The following is a 22,264-nucleotide window of genomic DNA, read 5'->3' as shown; positions in this document are numbered from 1 at the left end:
AGGATATGAGATATTTGTTCATTACCTCCTAAAATGAGATTCATTAGGAGGGATGCAGGATGAACAGGGATGAAACGTTAACGTTGATTCAACAGATGGAACACGCCAGACAACACTTGCATGATCTTTACGAAGAGTATGGCTTCGGACACGCTTGTGTACTTGAGCAGTCTATGCTTTTGGATGAACTGATTAATCAGTACAACCGTATGTTTCAGACCAGAAATCTGCCTCACTATGTTTAGAGCCAAATCATTGACAACGACGATGCTATATTCAGTCCATCCCCCCATTCTTTTTATTGAAAACTGTGACTTCTCCCTCATAACGTTTATCATTATTCTATATAATGACTTATTTTAAAATAAAATACATGTTCATGGAATAATATGTTAATAAGTTAGGAAGATGCATACTTTGCATTCGCAACAAAATTGGAACTTATACATACTGGGAGTTGATTAATAAAGACCATTCCTGTCTTGGAAAGAGATGGTCACTTATTATTTATTCCATTTAATTAGAGTGAGTTCAGATTAGTTTAGGTAAAACAAAATTTCATGAGAGAGAGGGCTATGAATATGACAAGTATTAAAAAAGCTTCAATATTATCTGTTTTGTCTTTAGCCGTTGCCATTCCATTAACTGCTTCTGCCGCAGCTACGACCGATCTTGCACCAGCTACAACAGACTCAGTACAAGTGACTCAGTCTGCAAATGAATCGACAGATGTGAATACGCCAAAAGTGGGGGATCATGTTATTACTCCTCAGGAAACTAAATCGGTGGTCAATAGAACTCTTCGTAATACAGAGCTTACAGAGGATTTTGAAATTCCTTCAAGATATGGATATGTTAAAGTATGGATACGTAATGACGGCGACCAACCCATTAAGTTTTCCGTAAATCAAGGTTCACCATCAGGTACGCAGAAGCTTTCTGGAACTGTAAAACCTGGCCAGATTTATAGTGAAGTTAGCTCGAATGCTTGGTCTACCGGTAAGTTTTATGTGAGCCTTACCTCAGGTAATGCTTACATGTCTGGTGAACTCGCAGTTCGTATAGGTACTTCACGGGGAGAATTGTAATTATCTCATTATACTTTTTACAAACCATGAGTGTAATTCAACCAGAAAAGGATAATTGTTTTTAATTAACTTAGAGCAGGACATTCCCGGAATGAATCGGGAGTGTCCTTTTTTAGTGATGTAGCATCTCTTTTTCTATTATCCAAGCTCCTGCGTGCCTTTGGAAGCGCGTTTGGAGGAAAGCGGCTGGAGCCGAAACGGCCAGGTCAAGCGCTGTTTGCCTTTGGAGCCGACAATCCAGTTGCCTCCCGGTAGATGGGCGAACAGCCAACTGATGCCGAGAGAAACGCTTGCCACGACGGCAAACGTAAGCAGTGTCGCCGTAAAATGATGATCGCCCAGTGAAAGCGGGCGGGTGTAATAGGATATAAACGCTAGCACGAGTGCATGGGCCAGATATCCCCCGAAGGAATAACGTCCGATCCAGTTCAGCATACGGCGGAACGGCTCGGAGCGCTGGTCTTTTTGCAAATGGAGCAGCAGTCCATATAGCAAAAGCAGCTGCGAGACAATCAGCACAAAGGTACTTGGCTTGAGATAGGTGGAAATATTGAGATTGATCGTATCGCCGGACTGGATCAGCATCGTGTGACCCATGAGCATGAACAGACCAATAAAGACAAATACATTCCACGGTAACGTCTGCTTAGCCAGTCCCCGCCACGTGTCCGTCATATAGGCACATACCGCGCCCAGCATAAAATAGAAAAAGTACATGACAAAGTTGTAGGTTCGGTAATCCAGCAGAGTCTGCCAAAGGGACGGTAACTCGGTGCTCCATGTAGACATGTCATAGTAGGACCATTGCAACAGCAGAGCATAAGCCGCCGCTGCTGTAAGCATCACAGTCAGAACGAGCTGTTTTCGTTTTTTGGTGCTGTAGCGACGGAGAAACGTTTGCACATGTCCGGCCGCTTTTGCAAATAAGGGAAATAAAATATAAAACTGAAAAATCATCACTACAAACCATAGATGATATCCGCTGACAGGTATAATCATTTCCTCGAACATGCCCTTGTAAAAATAAATATTTCCCCACTGCGCCGTCGACCAGTTCTGGTTACATACCCAATAAACGACCGTCCAGCAGAGAAATGGAACATAAATATCTCGAAACCGTCTGCCAATGTAACGGGGATAGCCAATCGGTTTGTTACCATTATAAAAAAGCAGAGCCGCAGACAGGAAAACGAACGTCGGTGTGCCAAATCGTGTCAAATGGTACAGCATCGCGAGCATAACGGAATCCGGCTGCTGGATATCGCTGCGGTAAATATATTCGCCAATGCAATGCTGAAGCACGACAGCGAGGTAGGCAAGACCCCGCAGTTCTGTCCACTCTGCGATACGCGGCTTGCTCATCCATATCACTCCTTTTCCAAAAGAAATCGTATACCTTTTCCATAACACAATTTAGGTATTGTAACGCAGGAATATTAGTGCAGGATTAACGTTACCTGAAAGTTGGAAGAGTGGAAGTAGTTCCAATTTGATATGATTGCGTTTACAATCTAAGTAAAATCACAGTAAATTCACAACTTGAGGATACGCACGGAAGAGGTGGGAAAATGAAAAAAACGCTACTGGTATATATGCTGCTGATTGCGGCCTTTGCGCTCTATGTGTTCAGGTATGAACAATCCGGGCCGTTGAATGGCACTTGGGAGGAAAAAGGACTGCGCGGCAGCATCGGAGAAACGTATATCATGATTACGTTCCAGTCCGGCTTGGAGTATTGGAAAAGCGGGCTTAAGGGCTTTGAGGATGCCGGGGATGCCATGGGCGTGACCGTGGAGTATCGGGGGGCTACCCGTTATGATGCGCAGGAGCAGACGACCGTGATTGAGCAGGCGATTGCCCGGAAGCCCGCAGGGATTGCGATTTCTGCGATTGATCCGCACTCGCTGATCCCGGCGATTAATAAGGCGCTGGATGCGGGCATTCCTGTGGTGCTGTTTGATGCAGGAGCACCGGGGAGCCGGGCGTATTCTTTTTTGGGAACCGATAATTATAAGGCAGGTGTGACCGCTGCGGATAAAATGGCGGAGCTGTTGGGACGGGAAGGTGAAGTCGCCGTTCTGACCCTGCCCGGTCAGCAAAATCATGAGGAACGCTCGCGCGGCTTTCGCGATACCATTCAGCGGCAGTATCCTGCCATGAAGGTGGTGGAAGTGGCAGATGGTCGCGCAGACGCGATGGTATCCCGGGATGAGTCTCTTCGGCTGATGAAGGCTTATCCGAAGCTGGCGGGAATGTTTGTGACCGAGGCGACGGGAGGAACAGGTGTCGGTGAAGCGGTGTTGAGCCAAAAGAGCCGTCGTCCGCTGAAAATCATTTCTTTTGATACCAATAAAGCGACCTTGGACATGATCAGAAGTGGCACGATCTCAGCGACCATTGCTCAGGGAACGTGGAGTATGGGCTATTGGTCGCTTCAATACCTGTTTCATCTGCACCATCATTTGACGATTCCGGCTCCTTCCTCCTCCGGTGACAATGCCCCGCTGCCCGTTCGGGTGGACACAGGAATATCCGTTGTTACACGGGCGAATGTAGATGATTATTATGCGAAATGATGATCAATGGAAGCGTATACGCGCATGGATGGATCAAAGGATGCAGCGTTTGCGCTTACGCAATATGCCTTTGCGGTATCAGCTTATGTTGTTATTCCTGTTTTTTGGCATCGTACCTTCACTGGGACTAGGTCTGCTGGTCAACTGGACGGTGGAACGGATTATTGAGCGGCAGGTGGAAAACCATACGATGCAGCTCATTGGCAAGGTAAATGAAGCATTGGATACCAAAATGGAAAATTTGCAGAATATGACGTATCTGATTGGATTTAACCCGGATATCGGGGAGTTTTGGCAAGGACGGACGCTGGCGGACGGTCACACGGGTAAGATAGCACAGTCGGTTACGCAGGAGAAGCAGCAAGGCGAGCGGGAACAGGATACGCTGTATGGGATGAAGCAGTTTTTGCAGGGCTTTACCACGTTATATCCCGAAATCGCGGGTATTCTGATCGTGAACGGACGCGGCGACTATATTAGTAACGAAATGTATGCTCGAAGCACGCACAGCCTGACCGAAGAAGACTGGTATAAACAGGCGGCGCAGCATGCAGGTATTTTTACCGTGCTGGGACAGCCGAGCCATCGTAATGTGACCACTCATGTTCGGTACAAGGACAGTGAAATTGTGTCTGTTGTCCGGTCGGTGACGGATTCGGAGACTGGACGTGTGTTAGGCGTGATTATGATTGATCTCAAGCTACGGGCCGTATCGCAGGCTGCCAGAGATGTAACCTTGGGCAAAACCGGGTATTTAATGGTGACAGATGCGGAGGGACGTAGTGTGTATATGCCGGATATGCCTTTGATCGAGCGCATTCCCCCGGAATGGTTCGGGACAGGTGACAGCGGGATGTTTACCCGTGAAGCCGGAGGAAGGGAATTACTGTTCATGTTCCGGGCTTCCGAGTTTACGGGCTGGAGAACGGTGGGCGTATTCCCGGCGCGGGAATCGACACTGGAAGTACGACAAATTCAATTCTACGTCGTCTCCTTTGTCTTCATTGTATGTCTGTTCGGGCTGACGGCATCCTTGCGATTGTCGCGCTCGATTGCACAGCCAATATTCCGTCTGATGTCCTATATGCGGACAGCAGAGACGGGGGATCTTACGGTTCGCCAATGGAGTGACCGTGGGGATGAAATCGGGATGCTTGGCAGGAGCTTCAACCGGATGCTGGAGCAAATTCGCCGTTTGATGTCGCTTAGCGAGCTAAGGGAGCGCCAGAAGCGGGATGCCGAGCTGCGTAGCCTACAGGAGCATATTAAGCCTCACTTTTTATACAATTCATTGGATACAATTCATTGGATGGCTCGTAAAAACGGGGCAGAAGACGTGTCCGATATGGTGGGGGCGCTATCGAGATTGTTCCGCCTCGGGTTGAGCAAAGGGGATGACTTTATTCCGCTACGCAGCGAGCTTGAGCATATATCGAGCTATATGCAAATCCAGCAAACCCGGTATCGGGACAGACTCCGCTGGGAATTAAACGTACCCGAGGAGCTAGGAGAGCTGTTCGTGTTGAAGCTGATGCTTCAGCCTGTGGTGGAAAATGCCATTTACCACGGCATCAAGGCCAGGCGCGGTCCCGGCACGATTGGGGTAGAAGCGCGGATTGAGGGAAATAAGCTGCTGTTGACGGTACGTGATGATGGCGCAGGGATGACGGTGGAACGGTTGCGGGAGCTGAGGGGTTTGCTGGAAGCGCCGCTGGAGGCGATGGAAGGGCAACAGAAGCCAAGCGTTACCAGTGCGAACGGCAGAAGCTATGGCATGCTGAATGTACAGGCGCGTATACGGCTATCTTTTGGTGAGGAATATGGAATTGTATTGGACAGTGAAGAGGGGGCAGGTACCTGCGTTACGATTGTTCATCCGTTGCTGCGGGATATGGCACAATTGAAGAAGTCTCATGAAAAAGGAGCGGAATCAGGATGACGAGATCACAGACCACCGGCACCTCGACAACGACGAGTCTGACGGACAAGGCCATGACAGAAGTGACAACGATGACGGCAAAACGTTACACAAAAAAACGTTATCAGGTGCTGATCGCAGATGATGAGCCGATCATTCGAGAGGGCATACGAGATTGCGTAGACTGGGCGACTCTCGGCATGGAGGTTGCGGGTGAGGCGGAGGATGGCGAAGAAGCGCTGGAGCTGGCGGTACGGCTTGGCATCGATATTTTGCTGGTCGATATGAATATGCCGTTCATGGACGGCATTGAGCTAATCCGACGGCTGCGGGAAGAATGCCCGGAATGTCGTTGCCTGATCATTTCCGGTCATGATGAATTTGCTTATGCGCAGGAGGCTGTCCGACTTGGCGTGGAGGATTATATATTGAAGCCGGTAGATGCAGGGCAGCTTCACGCTGCGCTGTCGCGACTCGGTCAGCGGATGGAAGAAGAGCGCAAGCGTGCTGCCTATGTAGAACAGGCCGCCGGGCAGATTGAGCGGAATATTCCGTTGCTGCGCCAGCGCTTTTGCCTGGAATGGCTGGAAGGACAGAACACGGGAAAAGACGTGATGGAACAACTGGCGTTTTTACGTCTTCCATCTCGGTCACCCGTTCAGATCGGCGTTGTACGGTGGCCTGCGGCAGAGGCGCGGCAGACGATTATGCGTGAGAATGACCGCCAACTGTTTCTTTTTGCCGCTGAAAATATCATTGGCGAGTTGCTGGATGGACTGCCGCATGTGTTGTTCCGCGATGCAAACGGGCTGATCGGCATATGCCTGTGGCAGGAGGCACCCGAAGCCATCGGCGCAACGATGGAGCAGGCTATCGGGCGCTACCTGAATATAGCGGTTCATACGCATGTGGAGCGAAACGCCAGGGGCTTGGAAGGCGCGGTTGATGCGTTCCAAGTGTGCCGTGACCGTATATACAGCGAATCGCAGCTATCTCCACTCGTGCGTCGGGCGCGACAGCTTATTCAGGAAGGCTTCGCAGACCGGGAACTGACACTGGAATCCCTCGCCTCGCGCTTACAGGTATCCGCCGTGTATCTCAGCCGTGTGCTCAAAAAGGAGTTAAACGATAGCTTCGTGACCCTCGTCACGCGCGCCCGTATCCGCAAAGCGGTGCAACTGCTCGACTCCACGACGTTGTCCATCTATGATATAGCAGAGCGTACCGGATACGATAGTCAGCATTATTTCAGCACCGCTTTTAAAAAGACCATGGGTGTTTCCCCGGTTCAGTATCGCAAAGGCGGTGGAATCGGGGTCAGCGTGTCGGATCAGGAGTGACCTGAAAAATGTGTGTGTAATCACACCAGCGCGTTTGGGGGTCTGTTAAGCTGTGGATAACGAACAAGTATCTATCAATATTTGGAGGAAAACAATATGTTTTGTTATCAGTGTGAACAGACGCCGAGTGGCGGGTGTACCGTAGTTGGGGTGTGCGGCAAGAATGAAACGATAGCGAGCTTGCAGGATACGATGATTTTCGCATTAAAAGGCATTGCGGCCTATGCAACACACGCTCGACAGTTGGGCTATAGCGATCCTGAGGTGGATCGTATTACACATGAAGCGTTATATATGACCTTAACCAATTCTAACTTTAATGTGCAAGAGCATTTGGAGATGGCGATGAAGGTCGGAAATGCGGCTGTACGGATCATGGATGTGCTGGATCGTGCGCATACGGATCGTTTTGGCATTCCGCAGCCGATTACCGTCAGCCAAAATAAAATCGAAGGTCAATGCATCGTCGTGACCGGACATAATTTATATGCGTTGGAGGAATTGCTGCGGCAGACGGAGGGTAAAGGCATCAACATCTATACCCACTCGGAAATGCTGCCTGCCCACGGTTATCCGGCATTGAAGAAATATGCACATCTCAAAGGGAATATCGGTAAAGCCTGGTACGATCAACGCAGACTGTTCGAGGAGTTCCCGGGTGCGATTCTCGCCACGACGAATTGTGTTATGCCGATTAAAGGCACGTATGCAGACCGCTTCTTCTCTTATGAAGTAGCCGGGCTGGAGGGAGTAGCCAAGATCATGGACGACGACTTTTCACCATTGATCGAGCGTGCGTTAGCCCTGCCAGCCGCAGATGTAGATTCGGAGCAGGTGCTTACGACGGGATATCATCACGAGACGGTTATCGGGCTGGCTCCTGAGATTATTCAGGCGGTTAAAGATGGACATATCCGTCGTTTCTTCGTCATTGCAGGCTGCGACGCACCAGGTAAAGGCGGCAACTATTACCGCGAGCTGGCTACTTCCTTGCCGAACGATACGGTTATTCTGACCACGTCCTGTGGTAAATTCCGCTTTAATGACGTGGATTATGGCACCGTTGGAGATACCGGCATTCCGCGTTATATCGATTTGGGGCAATGCAACAATTCGGGTTCTACTGTGAAAATCGCTCTGGCATTGGCGGATGCTTTCGGTTGTACAGTCAACGAGCTGCCTGTCAGCATTGTGTTGTCCTGGTTTGAGCAAAAAGCGGTCGCCATTCTGCTGGGCTTGTTCAGCCTTGGCATGCAGGATATTCGCATTGGGCCGAAGCCGCCTGAGTTTATTTCTTCTGGCGTACTGGATGTACTGGTGGAGATGTTTGGCTTGAAGCTAATTACTACCGCAGAGGAAGATATGAAAGCGATGTTGGCGTTGTCGTAGGGGTTGGTGGGGAACTGCAAAGCGCAGTTCCTTTTTTATTTTATCGTTCATCGATTCTTATAAATATGTCCGTAAGAATCTTCAATGCCAGCTCAGTATCTTTGGATTCACGCGTTCTTAGCAGAGTCAAAATGTTTTTTATACTCGAATCTTCTTCGGTAAGCTCATCATCTTCCTTAACATATGTAAGCAACTGATAAACGCCCACGTTCAATGCCTTCGCTATTTTCTCCAGATTTTTCAAAGATATATTTCTCTCTGCGCGCTCAATAAAACCGATATAACTCGAATTGAATCCTGCTTTTTCGGCTAAAGCTTCTTGGGAAAGCCCTTTGGACTTTCGGAGATCTCGAATACGTGTACCAACTAATTCTAAAAGTTCAGACATGATTACACCTCTCTATAGTTAGAAGTGTAGAGAAAGAGTTACTTCTAATTAATAACTGTTAATAAGTAAATTGAATTAAAAACTACTATATAGTAATATTTATTATAAAGCTTGTCCGGTAGCTAGAAATTTGTACATTATGATGGCTCCATATTGGTTCTACGATGCCCTCACTGTTCATTAAATTAAAATTCAGGAGTTGACTTCCCATTGAAAAATTACTCCTTGAGCAACCACCTACATAGAGATTCAGATTCCATATCGTCTAATCATAGCGACTCCAACATATTGAACTGCATGATGGATTTTCAAAAGCTTGCCCAATATCAAATACAGCTTGGACAGATGATGCGCAATCATAATCAGTTTCATAACTGCCTCGTTCTTTGTGATCGAGCGATGTTTTCGATGGCTAAGGCTGTTTATGTTCACCGAAATCAAATCATTTCATCATCTATTAACCTATCTATGACTAATTTACTAGCATTAATCCACACGGATGCTGAGCCGAATTTGGATATGGTACTGTTTATCGGTACGGTACATTATCTTATTTCCGCAGAGGATAATGCACATAACAAGCCGATGAAGCTGGAGGAGGTAGATAGGCTACTTTCTAGAACGGACCATATTTTAATACGTTTATCTCAGCGAATTGTAGCTGATCCTGCTGAGCGGTATCAATCTATTTTTATAAAGAATCAGTTCAATTAAATAAGTTAATTCATATGTTAATAACACCTAATTCTTTTCTCGCGAATGATATAATGGCGAAAAGTGAGATGTTGGATGGGGCCTAAAGGCTCCACAACAGAAAGGGTGTTGTTTTTTTTATATGCCTACATACAACAAGCTGGTGCGGGACCGGATTCCGCACATCATTACATCTCAGGGCAAGGAATGCCGCACGCGCATATTGGACCCGGAGGAATATAAGCAGGAGCTGCGAACGAAGCTTCGTGAAGAGGCAACGGAATATTTTGATGCGGCAAAAGATAAGGACGCGCTGGAAGAACTGGCGGATATACTGGAGGTCATCCGGGCGCTGGCAGAAGTACATGGGACAAATGCGGCAGAACTGGACAAGCTGCGGGCAGACAAAGCCGAGGCACGGGGTGGATTCCAGGAGCGGGTGTTTTTAATTGATGTCGACGAAGCTTAATGTCAAGCTCATTACCGATAATTTAGCAGATGAGCTGATCGCCGGGATACAACATGCCTCTGGGATTTATATTATGACTTCATTTATTATGCTGTCCGGGGTGAATCGCTGAGAAATTGACTTATCTGCTCCAGTACGCTTAAAGTCTAGTCAAGTGGTACACATGGAATAAACCTATTTTCTTATATATTATGTATAGTTAACGTTTGATGTTTCTTACGTACATGCCATTGATGGGATGCCCTGTGTGAATTAATTATTCAAAAAAGCTTCTGCTGTGAAGGCAGAAATTTTTTTTGTTTTTAACTATAGTTAGCAGTCGTAATATTCTTCCATTTGATGATACAATATAAACATGATTCAAAAGGACTATTTCGATTACGATGATTCGTTTAATTTATTATTTTCCTTATTTTCACGAAGTTCGTAAATAAGACGTTATCTGAAACCATTGCAAACCTGTAAATCAATAACAAGGAGAACAATAATGTACGTTATAAGAGCGACACAAAAACTGCTAAAAGAAATGGATTGTAAAGTACAAAACACAGATATATCTGTTCCGTTAAATACATGGCATGCCAATATGTTCACTTTGAATAGAAGAAAAACAATCGTATTTATGAATGACTTATCAAGATTAAGTTTAACGATCGTAGGAGTTAAAAAGGCACAATTAAAAAATGTAGAAGAGTTATTCGTTAATGAACTAAGAAATTATTTAATGAGTGAGGAAATCGAAGAAAAAGTAATCAGCAGGTATATCGAAGAAAATGAAGGTATGATTATCACAACTACTAATAATCGAAGTGTGATAGGAACATTAAATGAAATTATCTATACGATGAAAATCATAGAGCGAGAATTTGTTGAAGGAATAGAAAGAAATCAATGGAATAACCGATTCATCTATAAAGCAATAAAATATGAGTATCCCATCGAGGTGTTTAAGAAGGCGATGGAAGAAAACTACAGTGGATAATGAAAGTAAGCGCAAAGAAGCAACGGAATCAGATAACATAATATTCAAGCTGCGGCTCCAGATGGAGCCTAGGTCTGCGGGAAGGATATCGAAGAGGGAAATTCAGCAGACAACCCCTGACGGGGTTCATGAACACAGAAACGTTATTGAAATATCTGAATTAAATGATTGACATATATCTATGTTGCACTACAATTTACACATATACTGAATTTACTAGACAAAATACCTTAGCCGATGAGTTAATAGGAGATTAATCATGCTTGCTCAAGATGAGATAGATTATCTTTTAGATTTAATTAAAATTTTAACAGATTCTAAAGGGATAAAAATACCTAGCCCTGAAGAAAGTTTAGAACTTCAATTACAAGGAAAAGATGATAAAGAAAAGTTTATTATTGAGGTGAATCGTAAGGGAACGATTAATGTCAAGAAATGCACTTTTCAAACAAGACATCAAAAATCTATTGTATTGTTAAGGTTAGATATATCGGGAAGCCCACATAGAAATCCAAATGGTGATGTGATCCATTGTCCACACTTACATATTTTTAAAGAAGGTTATGGTACAAGTTGGGCATACCCAATCGATGATAAGATATTTTCGAACGTAGATAACTTAGCACAGACATTAAAGGACTTTCTTTTGTATAATCATGTAGAAGAGCCATACCCTGCAATAATGCAGATACAAACACTTATTTAATAAAAGGGAGGGGACTTGTATGCAACTTAAGGATCAATTAAAGGATTCTTATTTTGGTTGGCTTAAGGAGAATATCTCTTTTAAGGATATTGACAATGCAATTGAAATTACAACCCCTCTTATGGATAGACATAATGATTACCTTCAACTATACGTAGTACCTAATGGAGATAAATTATGTTTAACTGATGATGGATACATTATTAATGACTTATTATTATCAGGTTGTGATCTCCATACATCAAAAAAGAGAAAAGAATTGTTACAAACCATTTTAAATAGTTACGGAGTAAAGCGATCAGACAAAGACGAGTTATATGTTGAATCAACAATTGATACATTTCCACAAAGAAAGCATATGCTTGTTCAAGCGATGTTAACCGTAAACGATATGTTTATGACAACAAGAATGAATGTACAGAGTATATTTTTGGAAGATGTCGAGGATTTCTTTATTAAACATGATATTAGATATACAGATAATGTGATTTTTACAGGTAAGAGTGGATTTACTCAGAAGTTTGATTTTGTTATTCCAAGATCAAGAAGTAAAGGCGAGAGGCTGATTCAAACAATCAACAGCCCAATAAAATCGAAAGCCGAGAGTGTCCTTTTTTCTTGGGAAGACATCAAGAACAATAGAAAAGCAGATTCACAATTGTTAACATTTATTAATGATAGTGAGAAGAAAATCCCAGCTGAAGTTCTCGGTGCTTTTAATCAATATGAAGTTAAGGTCATTTTATGGTCTAAGAAAGAGCAATATCTTGATGAATTGATCGCATAAGAGCCCTTTTCAGGGCTTATTTTTTGATTAATCAGGATGTCAGATATATCAGCTAACATAGTATCTACGCTGCGGGCCGTTCAGCCCTTGGTTCGCAAGATGTGGTGAGCAGAGAAGTGGATTCAGCTCACAACCCTGCGAGGCTAAGTCCGATGGACCCAGTCGCTGGCGCTCCTTTAAGCCTCTCGGGTTCGCAGATACAAGAGCGTTATACGATAGAATCAAAAGTAAAAAGAGCCAATAGGCTCTCAATCTAAAGATAAATCTAATTCGTTATGTAGATGAAGAGCATCTTTAAAACCTTGCAAATAGATTTCACGCTCTAAAATAGCTTGAACAGAAAGGTCTGCATCATCAAAAAGGAATAGAGTCTTTTGTATATCCTCTGGTAGTAGTTCATGTAACTGCTTGAAGAAAAGATTCCGTTCGGATGAGAACTGGTTGTAGCTGGAGTTGTTTTTGATAAGCTCGCCATATAAAGATTCAATTCGATTACGTATCAGTGAATCGAGTAAGACTTCTAAAGAATTATGCATAATTGAACACCATCCAATGGATTTAATTTTGTGAATAAAAATTTAACTTATTGAATATAATTTTATCATAACGAACATATAAGTCAATACATGTTGAAGATGTTTTTGATAAAGAAAATATACTTTCATATAATTAAAGAAAATTCACTTCATGTGTGAAAGGAATAACAGATGATTAGTTACAAACCTTTTCAAAAATTATTGATCGACAGGGAAATTAAGAAGCAGGACTTACTTAAAATGACGGGGATTTCGTCTGCTACAATGGCGAAGCTCAATACGAATGAATATGTGTCATTAGAAGTAATTGATAAATTATGTACGGCTTTAGGTTGTCAACCAGGAGATTTATTGGAACACATAGCAGAGCAATGACAGATCAAGATCAAGGAAGAATTTTGGTTGATCGAAGAAGTGATTCCGTCGTATAACATAAATATTCAAGCTGTGGCTCCGTCGGAGCCTGGGTCTGCTATATAGTCTTTTTATCTAATAGGATTAGCTGAAGTTTATTTGACCCACACATACCTGTCATTGGTGAATTGTCAATAAAAGTGTGAACTCTTAATGTTTCTACAAATTGAGACTTTGCCAATCGTGAGAAGGCTAAAGTCTTTTTGTGTTTTCAAAATATAAGAGCGATCTCCCGACAATCTTCATTTCCTCAAATCCAATTCCCCCCACCACACAAAGGTTAAAATTTTATAAAAAAAGTTCAAAACCAGCAAAGACCTTTCCCGGCCTGGAATGATAACATGTGGTTGCACATAAAAAAAGGAGAGGCACTCGCTGCCTCAGTTATGTAAGCGCTATCTCATCTTTATCTAATCAGCACTTACCTTCAAAATGACCCGCATCACATGAGGAAAGGGGAGCTTCATATGAAAAAAGGAGCTGTTGTCGTCTGGCTTCTGGTTTTGGCCTTGATGCTTTCGGCCTGTAATCTGGCGGAGAGTGGCACAGGCAGCAAGGAAAAAGGCTATGTGGGCATTTCCATGCCGACCAAATCGTCCGAGCGTTGGGTAGGAGACGGGGAGAATATGGTCCGGCTGTTTCAGGAGCAAGGCTATAAAACGGATTTGCAGTACGCCGAGGACGTGGTGGAAAATCAAATTTCCCAAATCGAAAATATGATTACCAAGGGCGTGAATGTCATGGTGGTTGCATCTGTGGATGGCAACACGCTGACGGATGTGATCCAGAAGGCACATGACCGGGGGATTCAGGTCATTTCCTATGACCGTCTGATTCGGAACACGCCGTATCTGACGTATTATGCGACCTTCGACAACTTTAAGGTGGGCGTGCTACAGGCGTCGTATATTGAGAAAAAGCTGGGACTCAAGGAAGGCAAAGGCCCTTTCAATGTGGAACTGTTCGGCGGTTCGCCGGATGACAACAACGCGTATTTCTTCTTTAACGGCGCGATGTCTGTCCTCAAGCCATACATCGATTCCGGAAAACTGGTTGTGCGCAGCAAGCAAATGACGATGGCACAGATCGCTACGCTGCGGTGGGACGGAGCCTTGGCCCAGTCGCGGATGGACAATCTGCTGAGTGCCTACTATTCGGGAGAGAATCTGGACGCGGTGTTATCCCCGTATGACGGGATTAGCATCGGTATTATTTCTTCCCTCAAAGGGGTTGGCTACGGATCAGCGAACAAGCCGCTGCCGATCATTACGGGGCAGGATGCAGAGCTGGCTTCGATCAAGTCGATTGTGGCCGGGGAGCAGACGCAAACTGTGTTCAAGGATACCCGCAAGCTGGCTGAACAAACGGTCGTGATGGCCAACAGCATTTTACAGGGCAAGCAAGCGCAAGTGAATGATGCCAAATCGTATAACAACGGAATAAAAGTAGTTCCTGCTTATTTGCTTGACCCGATCTCGGTGGATCGGACGAATGTCGAGAAGGATATTGTCGGCAGCCATTATTACACCAAAGAGCAAATTGGGTTGAAATAGGAGCAGGTTATTCAACCGAAAGGAGCGTATCCCATGACTGGAATCATTTTGGAAATGAAGGGAATTACCAAGACCTTCCCCGGTGTGAAGGCGTTGGAAAACGTAAATCTCAAGATCAAGGAAGGCGAAATCCATTCCCTGTGCGGTGAGAACGGTGCGGGCAAATCAACGCTAATGAAGGTACTGAGCGGTGTATATCCGCATGGAACCTACGAAGGGGATATTGTTTTCCAGGGTAAAACGTGCGAGTTCAAGGACATCAAGCAGAGCGAGGAATTGGGTATCGTCATTATCCATCAGGAGCTGGCGCTGATCCCGTATCTCTCGATTGCGGAAAATATTTATCTGGGCAACGAACGCGCCAGCGGCGGCGTGATTGATTGGAAAGAGACTTTTGTCGGCACACGCGAACTGCTGTCCAAGGTCGGCTTAAGCGAAAATCCCAATACATTGGTTACGAACATCGGGGTCGGGAAGCAACAACTGGTTGAAATTGCGAAAGCGCTCTCTAAAAAGGTAAAGCTGCTCATTCTCGATGAGCCGACAGCGGCGTTGAATGAGGACGACAGTGAAAACCTGCTTAATCTGATGCTGGAATTTAAAAGACAGGGCATTTCCTGCATTCTCATCTCCCACAAGCTAAATGAGGTCGCCAAGGTATCGGATTCGATCACGATTTTGCGGGACGGGAAGACGATTGAGACGCTGGATATGAAAAAAGATCAGGTCACGGAGGACCGGATTATTAGCGGGATGGTTGGACGTGATCTGACCAGCCGTTACCCGGAGCGCCATGCGGAAATTGGCAAAGTCATTTTGGAAGTGAAGGATTGGACGGTGTATCACGAGCATCATGCGGAGCGCAAGGTGCTGGATCAGGTGAATTTGAGCATCCGGCGAGGTGAAATTGTCGGCATTGCCGGATTGATGGGAGCGGGACGGACGGAGCTGGCGATGAGCATTTTCGGCAAAGCGTATGGACGCAATATTTCCGGTCAGCTGATCAAGGACGGCAAGCCGATCCAGAACAACACAGTAACAGACGCGATTAACAACGGTTTTGCTTATGTGACCGAGGATCGCAAGGAGTTTGGCCTGATTCTGATGGACGATATCAAGCGCAATATTTCGCTGACTGGCCTGAACAAGCTGACGAAAGGCGTTGTCGTCAATGAGCAGGAGGAAGTGATCGTTGCTGAGGATATGAAAAAGAGCATGAACATCAAAGCGCCGAGCATTTTACAGAAAACAGGCAATCTGAGCGGCGGCAATCAGCAGAAGGTGGTACTGAGCAAATGGATTTTTGCCGGGCCGGATATTCTGATTCTGGATGAACCGACGCGTGGCATTGATGTAGGTGCCAAATATGAAATTTATACGATTATTCATCGACTTGCCGCCGAAGGCAAGGGTGTGCTGGTTATTTCGTCCGAGCTGCCGGAGGTACTGGGCTTGTGTGACCGGATTTACGTCATGAACGCCGGGCAGATTACCGGAGAGGTTAGCCGTGAGGACGCGTCGCAGGAAACATTGATGAGATATATGACCAAGTCGGGAGGCGTGAAGCATGGAAACCATAACTAAACTATTTAAAAATAACATCCGCCAATATGGCATGATGATTGCGCTGGTCGTCATAATGATCTTGTTCGAGGTACTGACGGGCGGCCTGCTGTTGAAGCCGATTAATATTACGAATCTGATTCTGCAAAACAGCTACATTCTCGTGCTCGCCATCGGGATGGTGCTGGTCATCATCACGGGACATATTGATTTGTCTGTCGGCTCGATAGCTGCTTTTGTCGGCGCGGTTGCAGCCATTATGATGGTCGATTGGCAGCTTCCGGCGTGGATCGCGGTGATTGCATCCTTGGTAGTCGGAGCGCTGATCGGCGCGTGGCAAGGCTTCTGGGTCGCTTATGTACGGATTCCGGCGTTTATCGTGACGTTGGCGGGGATGCTGCTCTTTCGCGGCTTGACGATGATCGTGCTGAAAGGTCAATCCATCTCTCCTTTTCCGGGGGGCTTCCAGAAAATCAGTTCAGGCTTCCTGCCGGATTTCGCTTCTTCCGGTTATAATCTGGTATCCGTCATTGTCGGCATCGCGCTCACGGTATGGTTTATCGTCAATGAGCTTCGCGAACGCCGTTCCCAGCTTAAATATGGATTCGAGGTTCCGTCACAGACTTTATTTGTACTCAAGCTGATTGTGGTGGCTGCTGTCATCAATCTGTTCACCTTCATGCTCGCGAGCTACGCGGGAATCCCGAACATTCTCGTTCTGCTGTTTATTCTGATTGTTGTATACTCCTTCGTCATGAACCGCACGATTATGGGCCGTCATGTGTATGCGCTGGGTGGAAATGAAAAGGCGGCGGGTCTGTCCGGTGTCAAAACGAAAAAAGTAACGTTCTGGGTATTCGTCAACATGGGCGTGCTGGCCGCCATTTCAGGTCTGATCTTCGCTGCACGTCTGAACGCGGCTACACCAAGAGCAGGTACGAACTTTGAGCTGGATGCTATCGCAGCTTGCTTTATCGGTGGGGCTTCGGCATCCGGTGGTATCGGAACGGTTTTCGGAGCGATTATCGGTGGTCTGGTGATGGGCGTACTGAATAACGGCATGTCCCTGATCGGTCTGGGCATTGACTGGCAGCAAGGCATCAAGGGCTTGGTGCTGCTGCTGGCGGTAGCCTTCGATATTTACAACAAAAACAAAAGATCGGCTTAAACTTCATATTCCATTATCGTATACAAGGAACCTCCAGTCCCACTTAAAATGTGGATGCTGGAGGTTCCTTGTTGGTTCGTTTTTGAGGCTAACGGAGCTTATTTATCAGATAAGCTTTCTCCATCTATCGGAATATGCACACGATCATTCAGACCTTCGCGGTTAATATGTTCCGTAAGCTCAAAGCGGGTGAGCAGACAATGGTTGATTGATTCCATGTGGACAGCCACTACTTGTGTATAGGGGGCGTGTTGCGCAACCGCCGTCACATCCTGTGCAGTCATCGTAATTGGATCACCAACCGTGAACCGCGCTCCTCCGGCATTAACAATCGTCCACTCCGGATGGTACTTATCGAGTGCTTCTGATACTTCACTGCACCAGATTGTGTCCCCGGCCAAATAGACAACAGGCTCGCCTGGAGCCTGAAATACAAAGCCTGATACGGGGCCCATCTTCTCCCCGATTTCTCCAGTACCATGATGCCCGGTTGTGCGGATAATCTCAATTTCTCCCACAGAACCAACCACCCAAACTGGAGTTACCTGCGTAAAACCGTCAGCGGCGATCTGATCTTCATTTCCGGGCTGGCAGAGGACAGGAAGCTGTTTGTCCAGCCATTGTGCTGCTGCCGGGTCCCAATGATCCGGGTGTAAATGCGTAACGATAACAACGTCAGGCTGTCCAAGCGTTTCCCATTGCGGCGGCAAGGGAACCAGCGGATTACGGTGGTCATTTTCCGTATTGGGAATCGGCGGATTTACGCCAGGCTCGCTCAGCATCGGGTCGATCAGGAATTTTACTCCGGCGTACTCCAGCCATAGGGTTGCATTGCGGATTAGTGTGATTTTCATATTTGGAAGCTCCTTATATATTGATTAATTCATTTTTTAAGTCGAATATATTCGACAGTTGTTTGTTTCTGTTACAATCATATCTGATGCAAGAAGATACAGGCTACGGCCTGCTGAAAGGAAAACAAGAATTCTCGTTTCATCATGAAAGGAAAAATGGCTATGGAACTATTCGTACCCGACGACACCGATCTGCGCATTCTTCATCATCTGATTGAGGACAGCTCCTTATCGCACAAGGAAATCGGTCAGCTCGTTCATTTGACAGGGCAAGCCGTAGGAGCGCGTGTTCGAAAAATGCAAGATGCGGGCGTCATCGAGGGCTACACGCTACGCTGGAACCCTGAAAAAATTGGGCAGACCACTCATGCCTTTATTACGGTGTTTTTGAATTCGGGAACCGTTCATGGTGCTTTCCAGGCATTCGCACGGAAGCATCCCTCTATTGTTGAGATTCATCGGGTTAGTGGGGAGGGCTGTTACTGGATGCGCTTGCGCATGTCCTCGCAGGAAGAGCTAAATACCATGCTTGATGAACTGACGCAGTACGGCAATTACAAGCTAAGCTTTTCGTTAGGAGAAATAAAATGATAAAAGCTCCCGATGCTAGTGCGCCGGGAGCTTTTTGTTAGAGAGGACACATAGAAGTTAGCTGGACAGGCTCATTTTTAAAATATGCTGCAAGCCGTGCGATCCCATCTTGGTGTCCCCCTCGTCTTTAAAGCCGCATTGGAGATACAGATTTTGAGCAGGCAGATTACGAGCGTTGACACCCAGCACGACTTCAAGAATATTCGGGAAGTGCCTGGAGACAAAATGTGGTAGTAGAAGTAGCCCTTTTTTAGCGTACCCTTGCCCTTGATCTGCGTAATGAATAGAGAAGGCGCGCAGCAGTAGAGCCGCGGAAGTATTCGTATAGTCCGTTAGCTCATCTCCATCGTACAAAATGAAAAATCCGACTGGTCTTCCGGTAGCAGTAATGACGACAGGATGGCGGTGTGGGTCTTGCTTGGCCAGTGCCAGCATTTTATCCGGCATTCCGGTAAACTGCTGCTGATCCTCAGGTAAATAAAAGGTATGTAAAACTGCGTCATGCTCACAATGGTAAGGGACGAGTTCCACGTCAGTAGTAGAGGGAGGCTGTGAGGTGAATGCAGGTTTGTTCATGGGTAGACTCCGATCTGTACGTATTTTTGTACATATTAGGAATTATTGTTACGTAAAACGAAGCTTCGGTCAAGCCTGCAATTGGCTAAAACGATGTTAACATCTAATTGGCTAAAAAAGAAACCTGAACTCATCTTACTTACGTATTACCCATTACATAAATAAGCATGGTTTAAAGGAGACGTGTACTTCTATGAAGCAGGTTACAGCATTTCGGGAAAGTCAGGAACGATTGCATCATGAATTGAAGACCATTGAGGCGTGGGAGAAGGCGCAAAAGGATATTTTTTTCTGGGAAAAGCTCGGCAGATGGCCTTTTATGCTACTGGATCGACTGACGCCCAAAATGATTAAGGACAAGCTGGAACAGCTGCTTAACGAGTTGGGAAGCTTCATTCAAAGCGGCGGTAAATATCTGGTGAAAGAAGAAACGGTTCTGAACAAGCTGAAAAAGACGGCCCGTGAACATGTGATTCGGCAAAATGGCGCGGATTCCACTTCTGATATGCAGGATCGGCTTCATGATAGAGAAAACGCGGATTCGGACGTTAGCCCTGAACCGACGTGGGGATTGAAGCAGGCGGCTGAGTTGCCCCTGATGATCATGGATCAGACCGCTGATGATATTACGTCAGGTCGCATCACCTTTGCCACCGCTCAGGGAGCAACAACGGGGATCGGCGGTGTGTTTACCATTGCGGCGGATATTCCTATGTTGCTCGGAATGTCGCTCAAAGTGCTTCAGGAAATGGCCATATGCTACGGCTTTAATCCTGATGAGAAGCAGGAACGCATTTTTATTATCAAATGTATGCAATTTGCTTCATCCGATATTGTGGGCAAAAAGGCTGTGCTGGAGGAACTGGCATTGTTTGATGATCCTTCACGCCAGGCACAGGTCTTTTCCCAAATGCAGGGGTGGAGAGAAGTCATTAACACCTATCGCGATCAGTTTGGATGGAAAAAGCTGCTCCAGTTGGTCCCGATTGCAGGCATTTTGTTCGGCTCCATCGCGAATCGAAGCGCTATTCGTGACGTAGCTGAGGCGGGGAAAATGCTATACAGGAAACGCCGCATTTTGATGCGTTTGGCGGAAGAAGAGAGCTGACTGGATTATTCGGGATACAAGAGGGGATGTATCTTGGCTTGCTTGGGAAATCAGGTTATGCGACTACGAAGGTGTGAAGCGGCCGGGATGGCCACCACACGAATTCGCAGATGATGATATACGTAGCAGCTTTCGCTTGCCTGTTACACTTCGGCTCCGTTTTCTTCCGCCCAGCGGTTTAAGGTTTTATCTGTAGGAAGCAGGAACGTCAAAATGCCGAGCAACGGCAAAAAGCCACACAGGAACATGATGTTCGTGATGCCTACTTTGTCGATCCAGTTGCCGAGCACAAGCGCACCCACACCGCCAAGGCCAAAAGCGAGGCCCGTGATCAGACCGGAGACGGTTCCGATTTTGCCGGGAACGAGCATTTGCGCATATACGACCGTAATCGAAAAGCTCGACAGCATAATAAATCCGATGATCGGCAGCAGGATAGCCGTCCAGAATTGGTTGGCGTAAGGCAGCAATAGCGCGAGAGGCGCGGCCAATACCATGGACAGGAAAATCATATTACGTTTACCAAAACGGTCCGCCAGCGGGCCGCCAAAGAAGGTGCCTAGCGCACCAGCTCCGAGAAACAGGAAAATGTACAGTTGTGCATCGGCCAATGGCATTTTAAATACTTCCATTAAGTAAAACGAATAGTAGCTTCCGACCGAGGTCGAATACCACGAACGGACGAATACCAGCAGAATGAGAACAACCATGGCAAACATAATACGGTTGCGTACTTCGGGCTTCATCTGGCGTGCCACCGCTTTTTTACGTGCATAGCCTTCCGTGCGCAGCACGTTACCATACCAGCGAGCGATGAACGACTGCACCACAATTCCTGCGGCAGCAATACCTGTGAACCAGATGGCGCCAAATTGCCCTAACGGGATAAAAATCCAGCTCGTAAGCATGGGTGCCAGCGATTGGCCTGCATTGCCCCCGACCTGGAAAATGGACTGGGCCAGCCCCCGACGAGGTCCGGCCGCCATGTGGGATACACGCGAGCCTTCCGGGTGAAAGGCAGCCGAGCCCAAACCCACGAAGATGACCGCGATGAGCACTGCTTTATAATCGGCAGCATAGGCGAGCAGCAGCATGCCTGTCAGCGTAAAGCCCATGCCGATCGGAAGGATCGCGGGCGTAGGTCTCTTATCCGAAAACAAGCCAATGACTGGCTGCATGATCGAAGCTGTAAAATTGATGGCGAATGAAATCCAGCCGATCTGCGTGTAGCTCAGGCTCATGGATTCTTTTAAGATCGGAAAGATCGCAGGAATGACCGATTGAATCGAGTCATTGAACAGATGGACGAAGCTGATGGCAATCAGTATCGCAAAAACAGTGCCTTTCGCTTGAGGTCCCGGCAGAGGGAGCGATTGGCCCGTTTCTTTTTTTGTAGCAGATTTAGTAGTCATGGCAACCTCCGGTTATGTATGTATATTTTAAGATATAGGAAGCGATCCGTTTGCAGCAAATGTCTGAAAGTGGCATAAAGGCCGCCTTTACTCGGTGGTTCTTTCTCATCCTGCTGCATACTCGCAATTGCTTGACTTAGTTGGATTTTCTAC

At 46.3% G+C, this 22,264-nt stretch carries 24 protein-coding genes; 18 read left to right on the top strand and 6 right to left on the bottom strand.

Annotated features, from left to right (window positions below; translation table 11 throughout):
* The first annotated feature begins 59 nt into the window (after positions 1 to 59).
* Positions 60 to 245 carry a Spo0E family sporulation regulatory protein-aspartic acid phosphatase gene (locus ACQ4MX_RS08505; protein WP_431090117.1) on the top strand — a complete coding sequence of 62 codons (186 nt, stop codon included), beginning with the start codon at positions 60 to 62 and terminating at the stop codon, positions 243 to 245.
* Positions 246 to 581: 336 nt separating this feature from the next.
* Positions 582 to 1,088 carry a hypothetical protein gene (locus tag ACQ4MX_RS08500; RefSeq protein WP_431090116.1) on the top strand — a complete coding sequence of 169 codons (507 nt, stop codon included), beginning with the start codon at positions 582 to 584 and terminating at the stop codon, positions 1,086 to 1,088.
* Between the two features lie 138 nt (positions 1,089 to 1,226).
* Here ACQ4MX_RS08500 and ACQ4MX_RS08495 read toward each other — a convergent pair whose 3' ends face one another.
* Positions 1,227 to 2,450 (bottom strand): acyltransferase, encoded by a 1,224-nt coding sequence (locus tag ACQ4MX_RS08495; RefSeq protein WP_431090115.1) that lies wholly within the window; start codon positions 2,448 to 2,450, stop codon positions 1,227 to 1,229.
* 206 nt (positions 2,451 to 2,656) lie between these two features.
* Between ACQ4MX_RS08495 and ACQ4MX_RS08490 the strand changes: the two genes are divergently transcribed.
* The 4 genes from ACQ4MX_RS08490 to hcp all read left to right on the top strand — a co-directional run bounded on the left by ACQ4MX_RS08490 (position 2,657) and on the right by hcp (position 8,311).
* On the top strand, positions 2,657 to 3,664 hold the full coding sequence (locus ACQ4MX_RS08490; RefSeq protein ID WP_431090114.1) for a substrate-binding domain-containing protein: 1,008 nt from the start codon (positions 2,657 to 2,659) through the stop codon (positions 3,662 to 3,664).
* Positions 3,645 to 5,603 carry a cache domain-containing sensor histidine kinase gene (locus ACQ4MX_RS08485; RefSeq protein WP_431090113.1) on the top strand — a complete coding sequence of 653 codons (1,959 nt, stop codon included), beginning with the start codon at positions 3,645 to 3,647 and terminating at the stop codon, positions 5,601 to 5,603. Before ACQ4MX_RS08490 ends, ACQ4MX_RS08485 begins: the two co-directional genes overlap by 20 nt.
* The gene (locus ACQ4MX_RS08480; RefSeq protein ID WP_431090112.1) at positions 5,600 to 6,922 is read left to right on the top strand and encodes a response regulator; all 1,323 of its coding nucleotides are present in this window, start codon (positions 5,600 to 5,602) and stop codon (positions 6,920 to 6,922) included. The genes ACQ4MX_RS08485 and ACQ4MX_RS08480 overlap by 4 nt, the downstream gene beginning before the upstream one ends.
* Positions 6,923 to 7,018: 96 nt before the next feature.
* On the top strand, positions 7,019 to 8,311 hold the full coding sequence (hcp, locus tag ACQ4MX_RS08475; protein ID WP_431090111.1) for a hydroxylamine reductase: 1,293 nt from the start codon (positions 7,019 to 7,021) through the stop codon (positions 8,309 to 8,311).
* Positions 8,312 to 8,351: 40 nt separating this feature from the next.
* On the opposite strand, the gene ACQ4MX_RS08470 is transcribed toward hcp, so the two are convergent.
* The gene (locus ACQ4MX_RS08470; protein ID WP_431090110.1) at positions 8,352 to 8,699 is read right to left on the bottom strand and encodes a helix-turn-helix domain-containing protein; all 348 of its coding nucleotides are present in this window, start codon (positions 8,697 to 8,699) and stop codon (positions 8,352 to 8,354) included.
* Positions 8,700 to 8,996: 297 nt separating this feature from the next.
* Between ACQ4MX_RS08470 and ACQ4MX_RS08465 the strand changes: the two genes are divergently transcribed.
* From ACQ4MX_RS08465 to ACQ4MX_RS08440, 6 genes are all read left to right on the top strand, one after another.
* A complete protein-coding gene (locus ACQ4MX_RS08465; RefSeq protein WP_431090109.1) occupies positions 8,997 to 9,413 on the top strand; it encodes a hypothetical protein in 417 nt (138 codons plus the stop codon).
* Between the two features lie 121 nt (positions 9,414 to 9,534).
* Complete coding sequence (locus ACQ4MX_RS08460) at positions 9,535 to 9,861, top strand: nucleoside triphosphate pyrophosphohydrolase (protein WP_431090108.1); 327 nt, start codon at positions 9,535 to 9,537, stop codon at positions 9,859 to 9,861.
* On the top strand, positions 9,845 to 9,973 hold the full coding sequence (locus ACQ4MX_RS08455) for a hypothetical protein (RefSeq protein WP_257721143.1): 129 nt from the start codon (positions 9,845 to 9,847) through the stop codon (positions 9,971 to 9,973). The genes ACQ4MX_RS08460 and ACQ4MX_RS08455 overlap by 17 nt, the downstream gene beginning before the upstream one ends.
* A gap of 375 nt (positions 9,974 to 10,348) precedes the next feature.
* A complete protein-coding gene (locus ACQ4MX_RS08450) occupies positions 10,349 to 10,843 on the top strand; it encodes a DUF6933 domain-containing protein (RefSeq protein ID WP_431090107.1) in 495 nt (164 codons plus the stop codon).
* A gap of 259 nt (positions 10,844 to 11,102) precedes the next feature.
* The gene (locus ACQ4MX_RS08445) at positions 11,103 to 11,549 is read left to right on the top strand and encodes a DUF6978 family protein (RefSeq protein WP_431090106.1); all 447 of its coding nucleotides are present in this window, start codon (positions 11,103 to 11,105) and stop codon (positions 11,547 to 11,549) included.
* 19 nt (positions 11,550 to 11,568) lie between these two features.
* Positions 11,569 to 12,336, top strand: a complete 768-nt coding sequence (locus ACQ4MX_RS08440) for a DUF1829 domain-containing protein (RefSeq protein ID WP_431090105.1) — start codon at positions 11,569 to 11,571, stop codon at positions 12,334 to 12,336.
* 248 nt (positions 12,337 to 12,584) lie between these two features.
* Here ACQ4MX_RS08440 and ACQ4MX_RS08435 read toward each other — a convergent pair whose 3' ends face one another.
* Positions 12,585 to 12,872, bottom strand: a complete 288-nt coding sequence (locus tag ACQ4MX_RS08435; RefSeq protein ID WP_431090104.1) for a hypothetical protein — start codon at positions 12,870 to 12,872, stop codon at positions 12,585 to 12,587.
* A 171-nt stretch (positions 12,873 to 13,043) separates the two neighbouring features.
* On the opposite strand from ACQ4MX_RS08435, the gene ACQ4MX_RS08430 reads away from it, so the two are divergent.
* From ACQ4MX_RS08430 to mmsB, 4 genes are all read left to right on the top strand, one after another.
* A complete protein-coding gene (locus ACQ4MX_RS08430; RefSeq protein ID WP_019686344.1) occupies positions 13,044 to 13,247 on the top strand; it encodes a helix-turn-helix domain-containing protein in 204 nt (67 codons plus the stop codon).
* Positions 13,248 to 13,753: 506 nt separating this feature from the next.
* Positions 13,754 to 14,839 (top strand): multiple monosaccharide ABC transporter substrate-binding protein, encoded by a 1,086-nt coding sequence (gene chvE / locus ACQ4MX_RS08425; protein WP_431090103.1) that lies wholly within the window; start codon positions 13,754 to 13,756, stop codon positions 14,837 to 14,839.
* A 33-nt stretch (positions 14,840 to 14,872) separates the two neighbouring features.
* Complete coding sequence (gene mmsA, locus ACQ4MX_RS08420; RefSeq protein ID WP_431090102.1) at positions 14,873 to 16,423, top strand: multiple monosaccharide ABC transporter ATP-binding protein; 1,551 nt, start codon at positions 14,873 to 14,875, stop codon at positions 16,421 to 16,423.
* On the top strand, positions 16,407 to 17,570 hold the full coding sequence (gene mmsB, locus ACQ4MX_RS08415; RefSeq protein ID WP_431090101.1) for a multiple monosaccharide ABC transporter permease: 1,164 nt from the start codon (positions 16,407 to 16,409) through the stop codon (positions 17,568 to 17,570). The genes mmsA and mmsB overlap by 17 nt, the downstream gene beginning before the upstream one ends.
* Before the next feature lie 98 nt (positions 17,571 to 17,668).
* Here the strand turns inward: mmsB and ACQ4MX_RS08410 are convergent, their stop codons facing one another.
* Positions 17,669 to 18,424 (bottom strand): MBL fold metallo-hydrolase, encoded by a 756-nt coding sequence (locus ACQ4MX_RS08410; RefSeq protein WP_431090100.1) that lies wholly within the window; start codon positions 18,422 to 18,424, stop codon positions 17,669 to 17,671.
* Positions 18,425 to 18,586: 162 nt separating this feature from the next.
* Between ACQ4MX_RS08410 and ACQ4MX_RS08405 the strand changes: the two genes are divergently transcribed.
* On the top strand, positions 18,587 to 19,015 hold the full coding sequence (locus tag ACQ4MX_RS08405; protein ID WP_431090099.1) for an Lrp/AsnC family transcriptional regulator: 429 nt from the start codon (positions 18,587 to 18,589) through the stop codon (positions 19,013 to 19,015).
* Positions 19,016 to 19,072: 57 nt separating this feature from the next.
* Here ACQ4MX_RS08405 and ACQ4MX_RS08400 read toward each other — a convergent pair whose 3' ends face one another.
* Entirely contained in the window at positions 19,073 to 19,591 is a 519-nt protein-coding gene (locus ACQ4MX_RS08400; RefSeq protein WP_431090098.1) for a GNAT family N-acetyltransferase, read from the bottom strand.
* A 193-nt stretch (positions 19,592 to 19,784) separates the two neighbouring features.
* Between ACQ4MX_RS08400 and ACQ4MX_RS08395 the strand changes: the two genes are divergently transcribed.
* On the top strand, positions 19,785 to 20,699 hold the full coding sequence (locus ACQ4MX_RS08395; protein ID WP_431090097.1) for an EcsC family protein: 915 nt from the start codon (positions 19,785 to 19,787) through the stop codon (positions 20,697 to 20,699).
* Positions 20,700 to 20,842: 143 nt separating this feature from the next.
* Here ACQ4MX_RS08395 and ACQ4MX_RS08390 read toward each other — a convergent pair whose 3' ends face one another.
* Complete coding sequence (locus ACQ4MX_RS08390) at positions 20,843 to 22,111, bottom strand: MFS transporter (RefSeq protein WP_431090096.1); 1,269 nt, start codon at positions 22,109 to 22,111, stop codon at positions 20,843 to 20,845.
* Between the last annotated feature and the right edge of the window lie 153 nt (positions 22,112 to 22,264).

Source organism: Paenibacillus sp. 8b26 (assembly GCF_050626875.1).
Taxonomy (GTDB): Bacteria; Bacillota; Bacilli; order Paenibacillales; family Paenibacillaceae; genus Paenibacillus.
This window is presented reverse-complemented; position numbering and strand designations above follow the sequence as displayed.